At 69.0% G+C, this 17,170-nt stretch carries 17 protein-coding genes; 2 read left to right on the top strand and 15 right to left on the bottom strand.

From position 1 onward, the window contains the following. Positions 1–394: 394 nt before the first annotated feature. The 6 genes from FV226_RS13785 to thrC all read right to left on the bottom strand — a co-directional run bounded on the left by FV226_RS13785 (position 395) and on the right by thrC (position 8,546). Entirely contained in the window at positions 395–1,324 is a 930-nt protein-coding gene (locus FV226_RS13785) for a ferredoxin--NAD(+) reductase (protein WP_187273547.1), read from the bottom strand. 34 nt (positions 1,325–1,358) lie between these two features. After that, on the bottom strand, positions 1,359–1,730 hold the full coding sequence (locus FV226_RS13780; protein WP_246686099.1) for a hypothetical protein: 372 nt from the start codon (positions 1,728–1,730) through the stop codon (positions 1,359–1,361). Positions 1,731–2,042: 312 nt separating this feature from the next. Beyond that, positions 2,043–2,474, bottom strand: a complete 432-nt coding sequence (locus tag FV226_RS13775; RefSeq protein WP_187273548.1) for a DUF805 domain-containing protein — start codon at positions 2,472–2,474, stop codon at positions 2,043–2,045. Positions 2,475–2,641: 167 nt separating this feature from the next. Continuing rightward, entirely contained in the window at positions 2,642–5,512 is a 2,871-nt protein-coding gene (locus FV226_RS13770) for a sensor domain-containing phosphodiesterase (protein ID WP_147750911.1), read from the bottom strand. 210 nt (positions 5,513–5,722) lie between these two features. After that, positions 5,723–7,018 carry a pitrilysin family protein gene (locus tag FV226_RS13765; protein WP_147763346.1) on the bottom strand — a complete coding sequence of 432 codons (1,296 nt, stop codon included), beginning with the start codon at positions 7,016–7,018 and terminating at the stop codon, positions 5,723–5,725. Between the two features lie 115 nt (positions 7,019–7,133). After that, on the bottom strand, positions 7,134–8,546 hold the full coding sequence (gene thrC, locus FV226_RS13760; protein ID WP_147763345.1) for a threonine synthase: 1,413 nt from the start codon (positions 8,544–8,546) through the stop codon (positions 7,134–7,136). Between the two features lie 187 nt (positions 8,547–8,733). Here thrC and FV226_RS13755 point away from each other — a divergent pair, with 187 nt between their 5' ends. Both FV226_RS13755 and FV226_RS13750 read left to right on the top strand, forming a co-directional pair. Continuing rightward, entirely contained in the window at positions 8,734–8,961 is a 228-nt protein-coding gene (locus FV226_RS13755) for a hypothetical protein (RefSeq protein WP_147750908.1), read from the top strand. Then, entirely contained in the window at positions 8,958–9,236 is a 279-nt protein-coding gene (locus FV226_RS13750) for a type II toxin-antitoxin system RelE/ParE family toxin (protein ID WP_147763344.1), read from the top strand. Before FV226_RS13755 ends, FV226_RS13750 begins: the two co-directional genes overlap by 4 nt. Before the next feature lie 229 nt (positions 9,237–9,465). On the opposite strand, the gene FV226_RS13745 is transcribed toward FV226_RS13750, so the two are convergent. The 9 genes from FV226_RS13745 to coxB form a co-directional block, all read right to left on the bottom strand. After that, positions 9,466–9,879, bottom strand: a complete 414-nt coding sequence (locus FV226_RS13745) for a DUF4864 domain-containing protein (protein WP_147750906.1) — start codon at positions 9,877–9,879, stop codon at positions 9,466–9,468. A gap of 64 nt (positions 9,880–9,943) precedes the next feature. Further along, a complete protein-coding gene (locus FV226_RS13740; protein WP_147763343.1) occupies positions 9,944–10,711 on the bottom strand; it encodes an SURF1 family protein in 768 nt (255 codons plus the stop codon). Next, positions 10,708–11,079, bottom strand: coding sequence for a DUF983 domain-containing protein (locus FV226_RS13735; RefSeq protein WP_147750904.1), 372 nt, complete (start codon positions 11,077–11,079; stop codon positions 10,708–10,710). Before FV226_RS13735 ends, FV226_RS13740 begins: the two co-directional genes overlap by 4 nt. 154 nt (positions 11,080–11,233) lie before the next feature. After that, complete coding sequence (locus tag FV226_RS13730) at positions 11,234–12,091, bottom strand: cytochrome c oxidase subunit 3 (protein ID WP_147750903.1); 858 nt, start codon at positions 12,089–12,091, stop codon at positions 11,234–11,236. A 185-nt stretch (positions 12,092–12,276) separates the two neighbouring features. Beyond that, positions 12,277–12,879 (bottom strand): cytochrome c oxidase assembly protein, encoded by a 603-nt coding sequence (locus FV226_RS13725; RefSeq protein ID WP_147763342.1) that lies wholly within the window; start codon positions 12,877–12,879, stop codon positions 12,277–12,279. Between the two features lies 1 nt (position 12,880). Continuing rightward, positions 12,881–13,060 (bottom strand): hypothetical protein, encoded by a 180-nt coding sequence (locus tag FV226_RS13720; protein WP_147725195.1) that lies wholly within the window; start codon positions 13,058–13,060, stop codon positions 12,881–12,883. Continuing rightward, positions 13,060–14,004, bottom strand: coding sequence for a heme o synthase (locus tag FV226_RS13715; protein WP_147763357.1), 945 nt, complete (start codon positions 14,002–14,004; stop codon positions 13,060–13,062). Before FV226_RS13715 ends, FV226_RS13720 begins: the two co-directional genes overlap by 1 nt. A 328-nt stretch (positions 14,005–14,332) precedes the next feature. After that, on the bottom strand, positions 14,333–15,961 hold the full coding sequence (gene ctaD, locus FV226_RS13710; RefSeq protein WP_147750901.1) for a cytochrome c oxidase subunit I: 1,629 nt from the start codon (positions 15,959–15,961) through the stop codon (positions 14,333–14,335). A 76-nt stretch (positions 15,962–16,037) separates the two neighbouring features. Next, positions 16,038–16,874 carry a cytochrome c oxidase subunit II gene (gene coxB, locus FV226_RS13705; RefSeq protein ID WP_147763341.1) on the bottom strand — a complete coding sequence of 279 codons (837 nt, stop codon included), beginning with the start codon at positions 16,872–16,874 and terminating at the stop codon, positions 16,038–16,040. Between the last annotated feature and the right edge of the window lie 296 nt (positions 16,875–17,170).

Raw genomic sequence — 17,170 nt, 5'->3', positions numbered from 1 at the left:
AGGGGCGGCTTTCGCGCGCAAGCTCGGTGCGAGCGGTAGGGGTCCACATCGGCGATCCAGGGTGAGCGTCAGACACTCTCCCAACGCCCGCGACACCTGCCGCTCACCCCATTATGAAACGGGGTCTAAGCGCGGCTTCGCCGGTTTCGATCCTGGGTCGGGGCGGACGGCCTCCTCAACCGTGCAGGTCGCACGCGGGTCCCCTCTCCCGAGCGGGAGAGGGGCAGGGTGAGGGACGAGAACCGTCCGGAGAGGTCACGCCCCTCACTCCAACCCTCTCCCCATGGGAGAGGGAGCCGCGCGGTGCTTCGAGCGATCCATCCGGGACCGTTGCGCGGCGATGCGTGAAACACCGCGGCCCGAAAGCGTCAAACAAGGCGGCGCGGCGCGCGGTCTACGCGTCGACCAGAACCGGGTAGCAGCGCGCGCCGACGGCGGCGGCCAGCACCTGCACGGCGCCGACGGTCGAGCTGTCGCCGGCCACGTGCACCACGTCGGTGGCTCGGAGCGCCGGAAGGTGGGCGGTGAGCGGGCCCGGCCGCACGTCCGGCGGTCGCTGGCGGCTCCGGTCGGCGCTGAGCACGATGCGCCCGACGCCGGTGGCCCGCAGCCATTCCAGGCTCTCGCGCATGTAGAGGTCGAGGGGATCGCGCGCGCCGACGACGACGCACATGTCGCGGGTCGGCTCGATGTAGCGCGCCGCCCGGGCGATCGACCAGATCTGGCCGAAACCGCAGCCGGCGGAGACGAGGACGAGGCGCCCGCCGCCGGGGCGGTACTGGGCTCGCCCGACCGGTCCGCGGACCTTCACGTCGGCGTGCAGCGGCAGCGAGTCGGCGAGCGACCAGCCGTCCTCGTCCCGCGCGAGGTGGAACACGAGCTCGTTCAGCTCCGCCGAGCCGTCGACGCGCAGGGTCGGGCACAGGGTGCGCAGGCCGACGCCGTCGAGCGCGAGGGCGACCTGGGCGCCGGGGCCGAGCGGCAGGTCCTTGTTCACGGTGACGACCAGCTCGATCACGTGTGTGGTCAGCGCGCGGACGTCGGTGACGGTGCCCGTGCGCATCGCGACCGCAGGCGCCGGTTCCTCGGCCTGCGCGAGGATCGCGGGGCCGGCGGGCAGGGCCAGCCGGATCGGGTCGGTGCGCTCGCGCCGGCCCGGCACGCGGCGCGCGCCCGGGCTTGCGCCCTGTCCCGGCACGGCGGCGCCGTGGGTGGCCTGGGCGTAGGCGATCATCCCGTCTTCGACGGCCGCATCGAGCGGGGTGTCGCCGGTGGCGACGCGCACGGACTTGCCGTTGACGACGAGCGAGCAGCGCGCGCTCATGGTCGTCTCCCGAATGTCATGAGGATGGCAGCGATCAGCGCGCGGACATCAGGAGGCGGTCGACCATCCCGGCCCAGCGCTCGCGGGTGGCGCGCGCTTCCGCGCCGATCGGCTCCGGCTCGACGTACTGTTCCATCCGGGCGCGAAGCGAGGCGGCTTCGGCCCGCTCGGCCATCAGGATCGCCTTCATCACGGCCATCTCGGCCTGGAGACGCTCGACGACGTCCTCCTCGACCTCGTCATCGAAGTCCGCATCCTCGGCCTCGACGGCTTCGAGGGCGGCCTCGTCCGCGATCGTCTCGGAAAACGAAGCCTCGGCGCGCCGCTCGAACGCGGTCGGGGTGGGCATCGCCGCGACCATGTGCGGCGGGTCGAGGCGGATCGGGCGCGCGATCAGCCGGCGCACCACATCGGATCCGCTCGTCTCGCGAAACCGCCTTGCCGCTTCGGCCATCACTGTTCTCCAGCACGCAGGGGGCACGCCGTGCGCCCCGCCATTTCTCCACACAACCTTGCGTCGGCATGGTTAAGGGAGGTTTAAATGGCATGCGGAACCGGTCACGTCGGCCGCCTTTCGACAGGCGCACGCGGCGCCCATTTGGCGACCGAGACACGACGAGCGCCCATCCCCGAGGAACCCGGGAGCGGACGCGCGTCTTCCTCGCGAATCGCTTCGCAGTCCGGCATCCGGCCCCTTCGAAGCGGCGGTCGCGCGGCGTCAGATCGCCGGCGACAGGCCCGTCGGGGCGGCGAGGCTGCGGCCGCGCGGATCGGGACCGAAATTGTTCGGGCCGACGGTGCCGCCGAGGAACCCGGTCTCGATGAAGTACCAGATGTTGGCCAGCGGCACGAGCGACAGCAGCACCCACACGCCGGGCTTGTTGCGGTCGTGGTAGCGCTTGATCCCGAGGCAGACCGACGACCAGACGATGAAGACCGTGGTGAGCAGGTTCAGGACCAAGAACGGGACCGCGTTGGCGCCGTTGACCGAGAAGCCTTCGCCCGCGCCGGCCTCGTTCGGGATCGCCTGAGCCAGGGCGTAGTTCAACGCCGCCGCGACGAGCATGGCACCGAAGACCGAGACGATGACGCCCTTCCAGAAGGTCCCGCGGCCGATCCGGCCTTCGGCGGAGAAGAGTAGTTTTTTCATGATGTTCGCAGCCCTGTCGGCAACCCGGCCACGCATGGTGCTGGGGGATCGGCCGGTGGTCGAGCGTTAGGGCGCGGCGCCGACGCGTTCAACGCGAACCGCAGCCTTGGGACGGTTGGGCAAGAGATCGGGACGCCACGACAAGCGCCCTGTGGATCGAATTTAGATCAGGCCGCTTCCGGTGCCGCGCCGACGAGCTGGCGGGCCTGGAGCATCGTCATCGGCTCGCCGAAGGCGTAGCCCTGAGCGTAGTCGCAGCCGAGTTCGGCCAGGGCCTGGGCGTCGGCTTCCGACTCGGCACCCTCGGCAACGATGGCGAGGTTCAGCTCGTTGGCCATCCGCACGATCGAGCGCAGGATCGCGGTCTTGCCCGACGCCATCTGGCGCACGAAGGATTGGTCGATCTTGATCGTGTCGAACGGGAAGCGCTGGAGATAGGACAGCGCCGAATAGCCGGTGCCGAAGCCGTCGAGGGAGAGCCCTGCGCCGAGGTCGTGGATGCGGGTCAGCATCTGGGCGGCGTATTCCGGGTTCTCCATTACCAGGCTTTCGGTGAGCTCGAGCTTCAGCGAGCCCGGGATCACGCCCGAGCGGGCGAGCACCGTCTTCACGTCGTGCAGTAGGTCGTGCCGCAGCAGCTGGCGCGAGGAGACGTTGACCGAGGCGAAGATCGGCGGGTCGACCTCGAGCGAGCGCTGCCAGGCCGCGAGTTCGAGCGCGGTGCGTTCCAGGGCGAAGATGCCGAGGTTCACGACGAAGCCGCTCTCCTCCGCCACCGGCATGAAGGTAGCCGGCGGGATGCGGCCGAGCTTCGGGTGGTCCCAGCGCAGGATCGCCTCGAAACCCGCCACCGTGCGGTCCTCCAGGCGGACCACCGGCTGGAACAGCACCTTCATCTCGTTGCGTTCCAGCGAACGGCGCAGGTCGCTCTCCAGCATCAGCCGGTCCGAGCGCTCCGCACGCATGTCGGCGCGGAACACGTCGATGCGGTCGCCGCCGCCGCGCTTGGCCTGGACCATCGCCGTCTCGGCGTTCTTGAACACCTCGTCGCGCTTCAGGCTGGCGCCGGTCTCGTGCAGCGCCAAGCCGATCGAGACGGTGAGGAAGATCTCGCGGTCGGCATAGGTGATCGGCGTCGCGATGGCGCGGCGGATCATCTCGGCGAAGGCCAGGATGCGGTCGGATTCGCGCTCCGACAGGAGGATGACCGCGAACTCGTCGCCGGCCACTCGCGCCAGCGTGTCCTGCGGCCGCAGCAGGCGCCCGAGCCGGCGCGACAGGGTGAGCAGGATCGAATCGCCGGCCGAGAGGCCGATCGCGTCGTTGATGCCCTTGAATCGGTCGATGTCGAGGACGATCACCGTCGGCTTCAGGCGCGGGTCCTGGCTTGCGAAGGCGAGCGCCGCGTCGAGCCGGTCGCCGAACAGCTCGCGATTGGGCAGGCCGGTCAGGCTGTCGTGCACGGCGTCGTGCAGCAGGCGCTCCTCGGCGGTCTTGATCTCGGTGACGTCGGCGATGGTGCCGACGATGCGGATGACCTCGCCGTCGTTGCCGATCACGGGGCGCGCCTTGAGGCGATACCAATAGTAGGCCCCGCCGGTGGTGCGCAGGCGGAAGTCGTGCACGATGCGACCGCGGCGCTCCTCGATCATGGTGTCGAGGGTCGCCGAGTAGCGCTCGATGTCGAACGGGTGGAGCAGCCCGAGCCAGTTCGCCGCCGGGCCTTCGAGCGCCCCACGCTTGAGGCCGAGCTGGACCTCGATCTCCTGGCCGGCGAAGACGCGGTCGCCCGGCACGTCCCAGTCGAACACCACGTCGCCGGCGCCGGTGAGCGCCAGCGCCCGCCGCTCGGTGTCGGAGACCAGGGCGTGGGTGAGACCGCCGCCGGCGAAGGCGTGCTGCATCACCGTGAAGCCGATCAGCATGACGATCAGCACCAGGCCGCCGATCAGCGCGGGCTGGGTCAGCTCGCTGCCGATCTGTCCGGTCACCGCGAAGCCCGCGGCGGTGACCCAGACCACCAGAAGCGTCCAGGTCGGGACGAGCAGGATGGCGCGGTCGTAGCCGTTGTGGGCGGCAAGGTACGCGATCAGCAGCAGCCCGACGCCGGCCACCGCCGCGATCGAGATGCGCGCCACGCCCGCCGCCACCGGCGGATCGAACAGGGCCAGCCCGACGAGGCCGGCGAGGAAGGTCAGCCAGAAGAACGCCACGTGGCTGTAGCGCACGTGCCAACGCGAAAGGTTGAGGTAAGCGAACAGGAACACCAGCAGGGTCGCCGCCAGCACCGCCTCGGCGGAGGCGCGGTAGACCCGCTCGGCCAGCTCGGTGACCGGAAAGACCCGCTGCAGGAAGCCGAAGTCGATGCAGGCGTAGGCCAGCACCGACCACGCCAGGGCGGCGGCCGCGGGGAAGATGATCGCGCCCTTGACCACGAAGACGATCGTCAGGAACAGCGCCAGCAAGCCGCTGATGCCGATGATGATTCCCTTGTACAGCGTCAGCCCGGCGGCCTTCTTGCGGTAGGCGTCCTGATCCCAGAGGTGCACCTGCGGGATGTTGGGGCCGCGCAGCTCGGCGACGTAGGTGATCGTCGTGCCGGGATCGAGGGTGATGACGAACTCGTCCGCCTCGGGGTTCTCGTTGCGCTCGGGCCGGATGCCCTGGCTCGCGGTGATCGCGGCGATGCGCGAGCCGCCGAGATCGGGCCAGACCACGCCGGAATCGACCAGCCGGAAGTGCGGCGCCACGAGGATGCGCTCGATCTGCTCGTCGGTGTCGTTGGTGAGCGCGAACACCATCCAGTCGGGCCGCGCGCCGGCATCGCGCGCCTTCACGACGATGCGGCGGACGATGCCGTCCTTGCCGGGCGCCGTGGAGATCTGGATCAGGTCGCCGTCCGAGCGGTAACGCTCGATCGCCGTGGTCAGGTCGATGACCGGCGCGTCGAGGGTGACCCGCACCGCCTCGACGGCCCGCGCGGAACCGCTGAACAGAAGGCCGCCGAGGAGTGCGAGGGAGAGGGCGAGGATGCGCAACGGGCGAGTGTTCCGGCCGGGTACGGCGGCGAGTACGGCTCAGGTTCCGCGCAGTGGTAGAGGCGGGATTAACCGTGAGCAAGGCGGCTGAGGCCCGGCGGCCGGCGTCACCCACCGCTGGTATGCGCGATCGTCCGGGCCGCAGATCGCCCGCTTTTGCGGCTAAAACAAGTTTCGGGACGCTCCTGAGGGGGGCGTCCCCGGCCGCGTTCAGGCGGCGCGTAAAGCCGCGGTGATCCGGTCGAGGGACGGCAGCTTCTTGATCGGGCCGATGGCGGCGAGCGTCGGCGCGCCCGCGAGGACCGCTCGGCCCGCCGCGCGCACGTGGTCCACCGTCACGGCGTCGACCTTGGCGATCACTTCGTCCGCCGGGATCACCCGGCCCCAGGCGAGGATCTGGCGGGCGTTGCGCTCGATCCGGCCGCCCGGCGTCTCCAGCGCGGAGAGCAGCGAGACCTTCAGCTGCGCCTTGGCCCGGGCGATCTCGACGGTGTCGAGGTCGCGGGCGGCCCGCGCGGTCGCCTCCAGCGTCACCTCGACGAGCTCGGGCAGGTCCGCGCCGGAGGTCGCCGCGCCGATGCCGAACAGGCCGCAATCGGAGAACGGCCAGTGGAAGGCCTGGATCTCGTAGGCGAGGCCGCGGGTCTCGCGCACCTCCTGCCACAGCCGCGAAGTCAGCCCGCCGCCGAGCACCTGCGAGAACATGTGAAGGGCGTAGTAGGCCTCGTCGCGGAACGACAGGCCGGGCAGGCCGATCACGAGGTTGGCCTGCTCGAGCTTCTTCGGCATGCGCCGCTCGCCGCCGCCGTAGGTTCCCGGGATCGCCTCGGGCGCCGCCGCCTTCGCCATGCCGCCGAAATGGCGCTCGGCCGACGCCACGAAGGCCTCGTGCTCGACGGCGCCGGCGGCGGCCACCACGAAGCGGTCGGGGGTGTATTCGCGGGCGAGGTAGGCGCGGATGCCGGCCTCGTCGAAGCTCTTGATCGTCTCGGGCCGGCCGATGATCGGGCGGCCGATCGGCTGGTCGGGGAACGCGGCCTCGGTGAAGGCGTCGTAGACCACGTCGTCCGGCGTATCCTCGATCCCGGCATGCTCCTGAAGGATCACCCCCTTCTCGCGGGCGAGCTCGCCCGCGTCGAACACGGAATCGGTCAGGATGTCGCCGAGCACGTCGAGCGCGGTGCCGACATCCTCGCCGAGCACCCGCGCCGTGTAGCTCGTGCCTTCGGCCGAGGTCGCGGCGTTGATCTCGCCGCCGAGGTTCTCGATGTCCTCGGCGATGGCGCGGGCCGAGCGCGTGCGCGTGCCCTTGAACGCCATGTGCTCGATGAGGTGGCTCAGGCCGCTCTCGTCCGGACGCTCGTGGCGCGATCCGGCCCCGACCCAGACGCCGAGCGTCGCGGTGGCGACGCCGGGCATCGCCTCCGTCGCGACGGTGACGCCGTTGTCCAAGGTGGTGATGCGCAGGCCCGGCGAGGCGGCGTGTGTGGCGAAGTGCTGGTTCATCGTTGTTGCCCTCGATGCAGACGCCTCAAGGGCGTTCCGGCGCACCGGCGCCGATGCGCATTCGCGCTTGCCGACGGTTTCCCGTCGGAGTGGCCGACCGAATCCTGCCCGTCGTTCATGCGCTCCTCGTGATGCGAGCGCGATCCCGGATCAGGGCCTCGACCTCGGCCTGGTCGTTGCCCACTCGTGTCATGCGCTCCGGCCGGTCCATCAGGTCGGCGAGGTGCGGGGGGAGGGCGGGGCGCAGGCCCCCGGTGGCGCGGCTCACCGCGTCGGGGAACTTCGCGGCATGCGCCGTGGCCAGCGCGACGACCGGCGTCGCCGGGTCCCGCTTCAGCAGGCGGCGGGCGGCGCGTACGCCGATGGCGCTGTGGGGGTCGAGCACCATGCCGGTGGCAGCATGGGTCTGGGCGATCTCGTCCATCACGTCGGGCTCGGACACGGCGGTGGCGTCGAACTCCGCCCGCACCGCAGAGAGCACCGCGTCGTCGAGGGTGAAGCCGCCGGACTGCTTCAGGCCCGCCATCAGCCGGCCGAGGGCGGACGCGTCGCGGCCGAGCGCCTCGAACAGAAGCCGCTCGAAGTTCGAGGAGATCTGGATGTCCATCGAGGGCGAGGTGGTCGCGTGGACGCCGCGCAGCTCGTAGGCGCCGTGCTCCAGGGTGCGCGCCAGGATGTCGTTGGCGTTGGTGCCGATCATCAGGCGCTCGATCGGCAGCCCCATGCGCTTGGCGACCCAGCCCGCCAGCACGTCGCCGAAATTGCCCGTCGGCACCGAAAACGACACCTTGCGGTGCGGCGCGCCGAGCGCCACCGCGCTGGTGAAGTAGTACACCGCCTGCGCCGCGACCCGGGCCCAGTTGATCGAGTTCACGCCCGAGAGCTTCACCGCGTCGGCGAAGTCGCCGTGCTGGAACATGGCCTTCACCATGTTCTGGCAGTCGTCGAAGTTGCCGTCGACCGCGAGCGCGTGGACGTTGGGCGCGTCGACCGAGGTCATCTGTCGACGCTGCACCTCCGACACGCGGCCGTGCGGGAACAGGATGAAGACGTCGACCTGGTCGAGCCCGCCGAAGGCTTCGACCGCGGCGCTGCCGGTGTCGCCCGAGGTCGCGCCGACGATGGTGGCGCGGCTGCCGCGGGCGCGGAGCACGTGGTCCATCAGGCGCCCGAGCAGCTGCATCGCCACGTCCTTGAACGCGAGCGTCGGGCCGTGGAAGAGCTCGAGCAGGAACAGGTTGTCGTCGAGCTGGGTCAGCGGGCAGATCGCCGGGTGGCGGAAGGTGGCGTAGGCCTCCTCGATCATCCGATCGAGGTCGGCGTCGGCGATCTCGCCGTCGATCAGGGGGCGCAGCACCAGCTTGGCGGCGTCGGCGTAGCGCTTGCCCGCGAGCCCCGCGATTTCCGGTTTCGTGATCGTCGGCCACGCCTCGGGCACGTAGAGCCCGCCGTCGCGGGCGAGCCCGGCGAGCAGGGCATCGGAAAACGAGAGCGGCGCGGCGGATCCGCGGGTCGAGACGTGCAGCACGGGGGCCTCCGGGGAAGGCGCCCCCTCTACACGATCGGTTCGGGCCTGTCGAAACGGGGTCGGCCACAGATCGCCCTCGGCTTTCGCGGCCGCCTGAGAAGGATCGCGCTCGCGATGGCCGACCGAGCCTGTGGCGACGCCATCGATTCCGCTTTTGCCGTCCGCCGATTCCGGCCATCGTGCGAGCATGACGGATCTCCTTGAAAAGGCGGTGGCCACCGCGCGCGGGCTTTCCCCCGAGATGCAGGACGAGGTCGCGCGGGTGGTGCTGGCCTTCGTCGGCGACGACACGGCCGTTTATCGGTTCACGCCTGAGGAAACTGCGGGACTGGACGAATCCGAGCGGGCCGCCGACCGCCCCGAGTTCGCCACGGATGCCGAGGTGCGCGCCATCTGGGCCAAGCACGGCCTGTGAGGCTGCGTTTCACCCTTCCAGCCGCACGTCAGCTCGACCGCATCCTGACGACGATCGGCGAGCAGCATCCGACCGGCGCGCACAACGTGCAGGAACGTATCCGCGCCGTGATCGATGTGTTGCAGCAACAACCCCAGGCCGGCGCCGCGACGGCTCGCCCAGGGGGGCGGCGGATGGTCGTGCGGCCCTATTCCTATGCCGTCGCCGACCGCATCGGGGACGACGAGATCGTCATCCTCGGCGTCCGCCACACGGCTCGGCGGCCTCTCGCCTGAACCGAGGGAGGATCGCAGACGGCGATTCGCCGTTCGGAAACTCACTGGCACCACTGCGTCATCCCGGAGCCGCGCAGCGGAGCCCTGGATCCAGAACCACAGGTCGAGCAGGACTTTCCACCATCGGCGGTTCTGGATTCCAGGCTCGCCTATGGCGACCCGGAATGACGGTGTCGTGCCTTCTGCAAGCGCCCTGCAGGATCGAGGGCTCTACGCAGGCCGTCGCCGTTCAGGCGTTCGTGCCCTCGGCCTTCATCAGCCGGCAGCCGCTGATGCGCCATTGGCCGTCCGCGCCGCGCTCGAGGCTGTAGACGGCGGTCCAATCGATGCCGTCCTCGTCCTGGATCGCCACGTCCTGCGACAGGGCGCCGTCGCCGAGGTCGAGCAGCTTGCCGAAGACGAAGCTGCGGTGGCGGTAGACCGGGCGGTAGCTGTTGCGGACCATGCCGAGGAACACGTCCGCGGTCGGGAACATGCCCTGGATCGACGGCGCCGCCTGAGCGTAGGCGGTGGTGGCGTCGTCGCGCACCAGCGCTTCGGCCTGGCGCGTGATGGTCGCACGCGCTGCGTCACGCGCGCCGTCGTCGGCCGCGTGCGCCGGCGTCAGTGCGAAGGCGAGGAACAAGGCGAGCCAGCAGCGCATCGGGGACCACTCCGCCATCGAACGCGGCGAGTGTAGCCGGCCTCACCGCCGCCGCAAGTGCGACTCAGGCGGCAGGCGGCTCGAGCTCGTGCAGGCGCTTCCAGGCGAAAACGGAAAAGACACCGAGCAGGCAGGCGGCGATGCCGAACCAAGTGAAGGCGTATTGCAGGTGGTTGTTCGGCAGGTCGACCCGGAGCTGCCCGCCGCGCGGCCAGGTCTTGCTCCCGGGGGTGGCGTCGACCTCGATCAGGTAGGGCGTGGCGTCCGGGAACCCGCGCGCGGCGGCGATGCCGGGCACGTCGCGGTTGAACCACTCGTTGCGCACGGGGTCCGGCGCCGGCACGAACATCGTCCTCGGCTCGCTTCCGCGCAGCAGGCCGACGATGGTGGTCTCGCCTTCGACCAGCCCGTCGCGACGGTCGGCCTGGTCCTTCAGCTCGGTCGGCACGAAGCCGCGGTTGACCAGCACGATCGCGCCGTCGTCGCGCCGGAACGGCGTGATCACGTAGTAGCCCTGCAGCGCCCGGCCCGGCGTCTCACCGGCCGCGAGCCCGTGCACCAGGGTCTCGCGGTCGTTGAGGAAGCGCCCGGCGACGCGGACGTGCTCGAACTCGTCGCGCGTGGGGTTCCAGTCGGCGGGCGTCGTCACCGGTTCGGCCTGCGAGCGCGAGACGATGCGGGCGATCAGCGCCTCCTTCTCGCCCTTGCGCTCGAGCTGCCACACGCCGAGCCCGAGCAGGATCGCCAGGGCGATCAGCGTCGCGAGCGCCGGGGGGAACAGATCGCGGATCGCGCCGGGGCGCGTGCGCGGGGCGGTCTCGGCCGCGGTCACGGCTCGAAGCGCCCCTGCTCGGCCTTGTTCGCATATTGCAGGGCGAGGAGCATGCCCTTCAGCGGGCGTACCAGAAGGAGGCTCAAGCCTACGGAGAGCGATCCCGCCACGAGGCCGTGGACCCACATCGGCGGCTGGTAGGTGATCTCCATCCAAAGGGCGAGGCCGACCACGAAGATGCCGACGATCGACATCACAAAGAAGGCCGGGCCGTCGCCGGAATCGAACATCCCATAATCGAGGCCGCAGGCTTCGCAGGAGGGGGCGACGGTGAGGAAGCCCTTGAACAGGTGGCCTTCGCCACAGCGGGGGCAGCGGCCCCGCAGGCCGGTCGAGATCGGGGCTTGTGGCGTGTAGGTCCGGGCCAAGCTCAGGTTCCTTGCATGAGGTGAGGCCCCCCGGCGACGAACGATACGTCGGCCTCCACCACGATATGGGGTCTTGGATACGAAAAAGGGCGGCCTGAGCCGCCCTTCCACGCAATCCCGCCCTGCGTCACAGGGGATCGAGGCCCGGTCGCGGTCAGTGGGCCGCGTGGCCGGCGCCCGAACCCCAGACGTAGATGGCGGCAAACAGGAACAGCCACACCACGTCGACGAAGTGCCAATACCAGGCGGCGAACTCGAAGCCGAGGTGCTGCTTGACCGTGAACTGGCCGAGATAGGCGCGGTACAGGCAGATCCCGAGGAAGATCGTGCCGATGAGGACGTGCGCACCGTGGAAGCCCGTCGCCATGAAGAAGGTCGAGGAGTAGATGCTGCCGGCGAAGCCGAAATGCGCGTGGCCGTACTCGTAGGCCTGGCACGCGGTGAACAGCACGCCGAGGATGACGGTGAGCCACAGGCCGTACTTCAGACCCTTGCGATCGTCGTGCAGCAGGGCGTGGTGTGCCCAGGTCACCGTCGTGCCCGAGGTGAGCAGGATCAGCGTGTTGAGCAGCGGCAGGTGCCAGGGGTCGAAGGCCTCGATGCCCTTCGGCGGCCAGACGCCGCCGGTGAAGCCGACGCGGGAAGCCTGGATCGGGTCGGCGGTGTAGAGCGCCGCCTCGAAGTAGGCCCAGAACCAAGCGACGAAGAACATCACCTCGGAGGCGATGAACATTATCATGCCGTAGCGGTGGTGAAGCTGCACCACGCGTGTGTGGTCGCCGTGGTTGGCCTCGTGGACCACGTCCTTCCACCACGAGAACATGGTGTAGAGCACGCCGAGCGTGCCGGCGCCGAAGATGTAGGGGCCCGGGGTGAGCGTGCCGATCTGCAGGCTCTTCATCCAGAACACGGCGCCGAAGGCCATCACGAAGCCGGAGAAGGCGCCGATGAGCGGCCAAGGGCTCGGTGCAAGGATGTGGAAGTCGTGATTCTTGGCGTGCGCCTCGGCCATCTTACCCGTCTCTCCTCGACCCCGTCGGTCCTGCGCCGTCGCCGGCTCGCGGTCCGTGTACTCTAATACGCCGAATTCGGGCCGTTCGACCCGTCCGGTCTGCCCGCACCCTTAGCGGAGGCGGGCGCGTGTTGTCACGCTTCCCGCGTGGGGAAAACCGGGTGCGCCCGGAAATCCGCGCGCAGTCAGAAGTCGCGCTTCGTGCCGGTGGTGCCCGTGGCGGCGACTGACGCCGGAATCGGCTCACCGTTCTTCGACGCGAAGTAGGTGTAGGACAGCGTCATCTCCGAAAGGTGCGCCGTGTTCGAATCCTTGCGCACTTCGGGGTCGATGTAGAACACCACCGGCACGTCCAGGGTCTCGCCCGGCTGCAGCGTCTGCTCCTTGAAGCAGAAGCACTCGATCTTGACGAAGTAGCTGCCCATCAGGCCGGGTTGGACGTTGAAGGTGGCGACGCCGGTGGAGGGCGTCGCGCCGGTGTTCTTCACCTGGAAGAACACCGTCTTGGTCTCGCCGAGTCGCGCCTCGACGCGACGCGATTCCGCCTTGAACCGCCACGGCAGCGAGGCCGACACGTTGGTATCGAAGTGTACGACCATGCTGTCGTCGGTCGAAACGCCGGCAGTGAGCGCCGGCCCTTGGCGCGGCGTGCCGTCGTAGCCGGTCGCCTTACAGAAAGCGTCGTAGAGCGGCACCGACGCGAAGGCGAGGCCGATCATGCCGACAGCCATGCCCGCGCATGCGAAGGCGGTGCGCAGCATCGTCCGGTTCGGGTTCGGCATGCTCATTCTACAGCGGCCGGTTCAGGATTTGCGGTCCGAGCTTGGCGATCGTCAGGACGAAGAACAGCAGCACCATGGCGCCGAGCGCCAGGGCGATCGCGATCGAACGCTTGCGTCGGCGCGCCTCCTCCTCGGGGGTGAGGGGGCGCATCTCGATCTTGGGGAAGCCGTGCGGATCGTATTCCATCAGGCGAAGACCGGGCGGAACAGGCCGAGGCTCTGCTCGGCGAGCAGCGCCGAGAATAGCACGAACAGGTAGAGGATCGAGAAGCCGAACATCCCCATCGCGGCCTTCTTCTCCGCCTCGCCCTCGCGATTGCGGTAGACCTGCACGCTGAAGGCGAGCATCCCGAGGCCGCCGACCACGGCGACCACCGCGTAGAGCAGGCCGGCAAAGCCGATCCAGACCGGCACGAGGCCGAGCGGCGCGAGCAGCAGCGTGTAGTAGATGATCTGGCGGCGGGTCGAGGTCGGGCCGGCGGTGTTCGGCATCATCGGGATGCCGGCCTTGGCGTACTCACCAGCCTTCACCAGGGCGAGCGCCCAGAAGTGCGGCGGCGTCCAGATGAAGATGATCGCGAACAGGACCAGCGACTCGATGCCGACCGAACCGCTGACGACCGCCTGGCCGATCACCGGGGGGAGGGCGCCGGCCGCACCGCCGATGACGATGTTCTGCGCGGTCGCCCGCTTCAGCCACATCGAGTAGATCACCGCGTAGAACACGATGGTGAAGGCGAGCAGGCCCGCCGAGAGCCAGTTGGCGGCGAGCCCGAGTACCATCACCGAGCCGACCGAGAGCACTAGGCCGAAGGCCAGGGCCTCGTTCGGCTGGATGCGGCCGTCGGGGATCGGGCGCTTGGCGGTGCGCGTCATGATCGCGTCGATGTCGGCGTCCCACCACATGTTGAGACAGCCCGACGCGCCCGCGCCGATCGCGATCATCAGCAGCGAGATCACGGCCACGGCCGGCGGGACGTGGCCGTGCGACACGACCATGCCGACCAGCGCGGTGAAGATCACCAGCACCATCACCCGCGGCTTCAGGAGAGCGAAATAGTCCGGCACGTCGCCGCCGACGACGGGGACCGGCGGCACTCCGACGGGCATGCTGTTCGACAGGGTGGTCATGGACACCGCAACCATTCTGCTTTTCGCACTCAAGCCCGCGCGGCGGGAGCGCTCGTTCCGCCGCGGGTAGACGCGAACCGGAACAGGTCCAAACGTCCGGGCAAGGCTCACCCGGAAAAGGGGGGATCCCGCCGAGCTTCGCTCAGACGGGACCGTCGCACCGCCCTTGCCGGGACCCTTCGCGGGAAGGGTCCGGGGAAGGGCGGGGGCTGCAAGCGCAGCCCCCGCGATGGTCGTCGATTCCGCTTACGCGAAACCCACTTCGTTTCCAGTTGGTCGCGTTTTCTTCACGTGAGCCGGATTCCACCTCACTCGAAAACGCTTCCGATCAGTGGTGGCCCGGCTCGTCGACGATGCGGGGCAGCGTCTCGAACTGGTGGAAGGGCGGCGGCGAGGACAGCGTCCACTCCAACGTGGTCGCACCGGGACCCCAGGGGTTGTCCGCAGCCCGCTCCTTCGAGCGGAAGGCGAGGATCACGCCGATGACGAACACCATCATGCCGAGGCCGAAGATGTGGCCGCCGTAGGTCGAGACCTTGTGCCAGCCGGCGAAGGCCTCCGGGTAGTCGGCGTAACGACGCGGCATGCCGGCGAGACCGAGGAAGTGCATCGGGAAGAACAGGACGTTCGCGCCGATGAAGGCCAGCCAGAAGTGCAGCTTTCCGGCCCACTCGGGGATGATGTGGCCGGTCATCTTCGGGAACCAGTAGTAGATACCCGCGAAGATGATGAACACGGCGCCGAGCGAGAGCACGTAGTGGAAGTGCGCGACGACGTAGTAGGTGTCGTGCAGGTACTTGTCGACAGCCGAGTTCGCGAGCACGACGCCGGTGACGCCGCCGACCGTGAACAGGAAGATGAAGCCCACCGCCCAGTGCATCGCCGCGGTGAAGCGGATCGAGCCGCCCCACATCGTCGCGATCCAGGAGAAGATCTTCACGCCGGTGGGCACCGCGATGACCATGGTGGCGAAGACGAAGTACGATTGCGTCTGCAGCGACAGGCCCACCGTATACATGTGGTGCGCCCACACGACGAAGCCGACGACGCCGATCGCGACCATCGCGTAAGCCATCGCGAGGTAGCCGAAGACGGGCTTGCGCGAGAACGTGGCGATGATGTGCGAGACGATGCCGAAGGCCGGCAGGATCATGATGTACACTTCGGGGTGACCGAAGAACCAGAACAGGTGCTGGTACAGGATCGGATCGCCGCCGCCGGCCGGGTCGAAGAAGGTGGTGCCGAAGTTGCGGTCGGTGAGCAGCATGGTGATCGCGCCGGCGAGGACCGGGAGCGACAGCAGCAGCAGGAAGGCGGTGACGAGCTCGGCCCAGGCGAAGAGCGGCATCTTGTGCAGCGTCATGCCGGGGGCGCGCATGTTCAGGATCGTGGTGATGAAGTTGATCGCCCCGAGGATCGAGCCGGCGCCGGACAGGTGCAGCGCGAAGATCGCGAAATCGACGGCCGGGCCGGGGTGGCCCGCGGTCGAGAGCGGCGGGTACACGGTCCAGCCGGTGCCGGCGCCGGACGCGCCGGGCGCGCCCTCGACGAACAGCGAGCAGATCAGGCTGCAGAAGCCCGCCACCGTCAGCCAGAACGAGACGTTGTTCATGCGCGGGAAGGCCATGTCCGGCGCGCCGATCATCAGCGGGACGAACCAGTTGCCGAACCCGCCGATCAGGGCCGGCATCACCATGAAGAACACCATGATGAGGCCGTGGCCGGTCACGAACACGTTGTAGGTCTGCGGATTGGAAAAGTACTGGAGACCGGGCGCCTCCATCTCCATCCGGATGCCGAAGGATAGGAACGCGCCGATCATGCCCGCGCAGAACGCGAACAGCAGGTAGAGCGTGCCGATATCCTTGTGGTTCGTGGAGAGGAACCAGCGGGCGAAGAAGGAAGGTTTGTGGTCGTGGGCCTCGTGGGCCCCTGCATGCGCTGCGGCGGTTGCCATCTGAGCTGAGCCTTGTGCGTGTCTCTCGAGATCTCGGTGGGTCGGGCCGGCGCGGTGCTGGCCCGAGGCGCGCCCTCTATCGGGCGTCGGCGAACTTGGACCCGTTGTCGATGCGGGCGTACTTGGTCTTCGCCTCGCCGAGCCAGGCCGCGTAGGCCTCGTCGTTCACGACGCGCACGACAATCGGCATGTAGGCGTGGCGCTGGCCGCAGAGCTCGGAGCACTGGCCGTGATACGTGCCCTCGCGGTCGGCCTTGAACCAGAACTGGTTGAGGCGGCCCGGCACGGCGTCGATCTTGAAGCCGAAGGACGGCATCGCCCACGAGTGCATCACGTCGGCGGCGGTGACCTGGATCTTCACGATCTTGTTCACCGGCACGACCATCTCGTTGTCGGCCTGGAGCAGGCGCGGCTGCTTGTCCTCGTCGATGTTGGCATCGAACGAGAAGCCGCCGCCCTGGTCTGCGGGGTACTCGTAGGACCAGTACCAGGCGTGGCCGGTCACCTTGATCATCACGTCGGACTTCGGATCCGAGAGCTGAACGCGCAACAGGCGGAACGAGGGGATTGCGACGGCGACGAGGATCAGCACCGGGACGATCGTCCAGGCCACCTCGATCAGGGTGTTGTGGGTGGTCTTCGAGGGCGTCGGGTTCCGCTTCTCGCTGAAGCGGTAGATGCACCACAGGATCAGTCCGAGCACGAACACGCAGATCGCGAGCGAGAGCCAGTGCACCCACGACTCGAACTGGAGGATGTCGCGCGCGTTCTCGGTGACCGGAACCTGGCGGGTCATCTGCCAGGGCTCGGGCTGGCCGATGCCGGCGGCCAGGGCCTGCGACGACGTCAGGAGCAACGCGCCGAACGCGGCGAGCCCCCTCTTGGAGCGGTGTTTCGTCTGCGCCGTCCGCATGTGCCTCTCGTGGCTCCCCTTGGTCACGTTACGCTCCGTCGACCGCCCGCGTCTTGCTTGTACGAGGCCCGCGGTGTCGTCCGGCGGAGTTGGACGCCCTGTCGGCGCGATGCCCGGGTATCCGATCGCGGTGTCAGACCACAAGGTCGTGCAAGGTGCAACCGCACAAGCGTCGCATCGCACGCTTTCCGGATGCGCCGCAGCACCACCGAAAGCATCGCCGCAGGGGCCGGAAGCATTCATGAGGCGGGGGCAGCATCGCCGCAGGCGCGGTCCGGGTCGCCGCCTGCTATGAG

The organism is Methylobacterium sp. WL12 (assembly GCF_008039475.1).
GTDB classification, from domain to species: Bacteria; Pseudomonadota; Alphaproteobacteria; order Rhizobiales; family Beijerinckiaceae; genus Methylobacterium; species Methylobacterium cerastii.
The sequence above is the reverse complement of the archived record's forward strand: the minus strand, read 5'-3'. Positions and strand labels throughout refer to the sequence as shown.

Excerpts from the sequence above, each read along its gene's own strand:
- FV226_RS13785 (WP_187273547.1), bottom strand. The coding sequence starts at position 1,324 with ATGAGCGCGCGCTGCTCGCTCGTCGTCAACGGCAAGTCCGTGCGCGTC.
- FV226_RS13775 (WP_187273548.1), bottom strand. The coding sequence starts at position 2,474 with ATGAAAAAACTACTCTTCTCCGCCGAAGGCCGGATCGGCCGCGGGACC.
- FV226_RS13765 (WP_147763346.1), bottom strand. The coding sequence starts at position 7,018 with ATGAACCAGCACTTCGCCACACACGCCGCCTCGCCGGGCCTGCGCATC.
- FV226_RS13755 (WP_147750908.1), top strand. The coding sequence starts at position 8,734 with ATGACGGATCTCCTTGAAAAGGCGGTGGCCACCGCGCGCGGGCTTTCC.
- FV226_RS13745 (WP_147750906.1), bottom strand. The coding sequence starts at position 9,879 with ATGCGCTGCTGGCTCGCCTTGTTCCTCGCCTTCGCACTGACGCCGGCG.
- FV226_RS13730 (WP_147750903.1), bottom strand. The coding sequence starts at position 12,091 with ATGGCCGAGGCGCACGCCAAGAATCACGACTTCCACATCCTTGCACCG.
- FV226_RS13725 (WP_147763342.1), bottom strand. The coding sequence starts at position 12,879 with ATGAGCATGCCGAACCCGAACCGGACGATGCTGCGCACCGCCTTCGCA.
- FV226_RS13720 (WP_147725195.1), bottom strand. The coding sequence starts at position 13,060 with ATGGAATACGATCCGCACGGCTTCCCCAAGATCGAGATGCGCCCCCTC.
- FV226_RS13715 (WP_147763357.1), bottom strand. The coding sequence starts at position 14,004 with ATGACCACCCTGTCGAACAGCATGCCCGTCGGAGTGCCGCCGGTCCCC.
- ctaD (WP_147750901.1), bottom strand. The coding sequence starts at position 15,961 with ATGGCAACCGCCGCAGCGCATGCAGGGGCCCACGAGGCCCACGACCAC.
- coxB (WP_147763341.1), bottom strand. The coding sequence starts at position 16,874 with ATGCGGACGGCGCAGACGAAACACCGCTCCAAGAGGGGGCTCGCCGCG.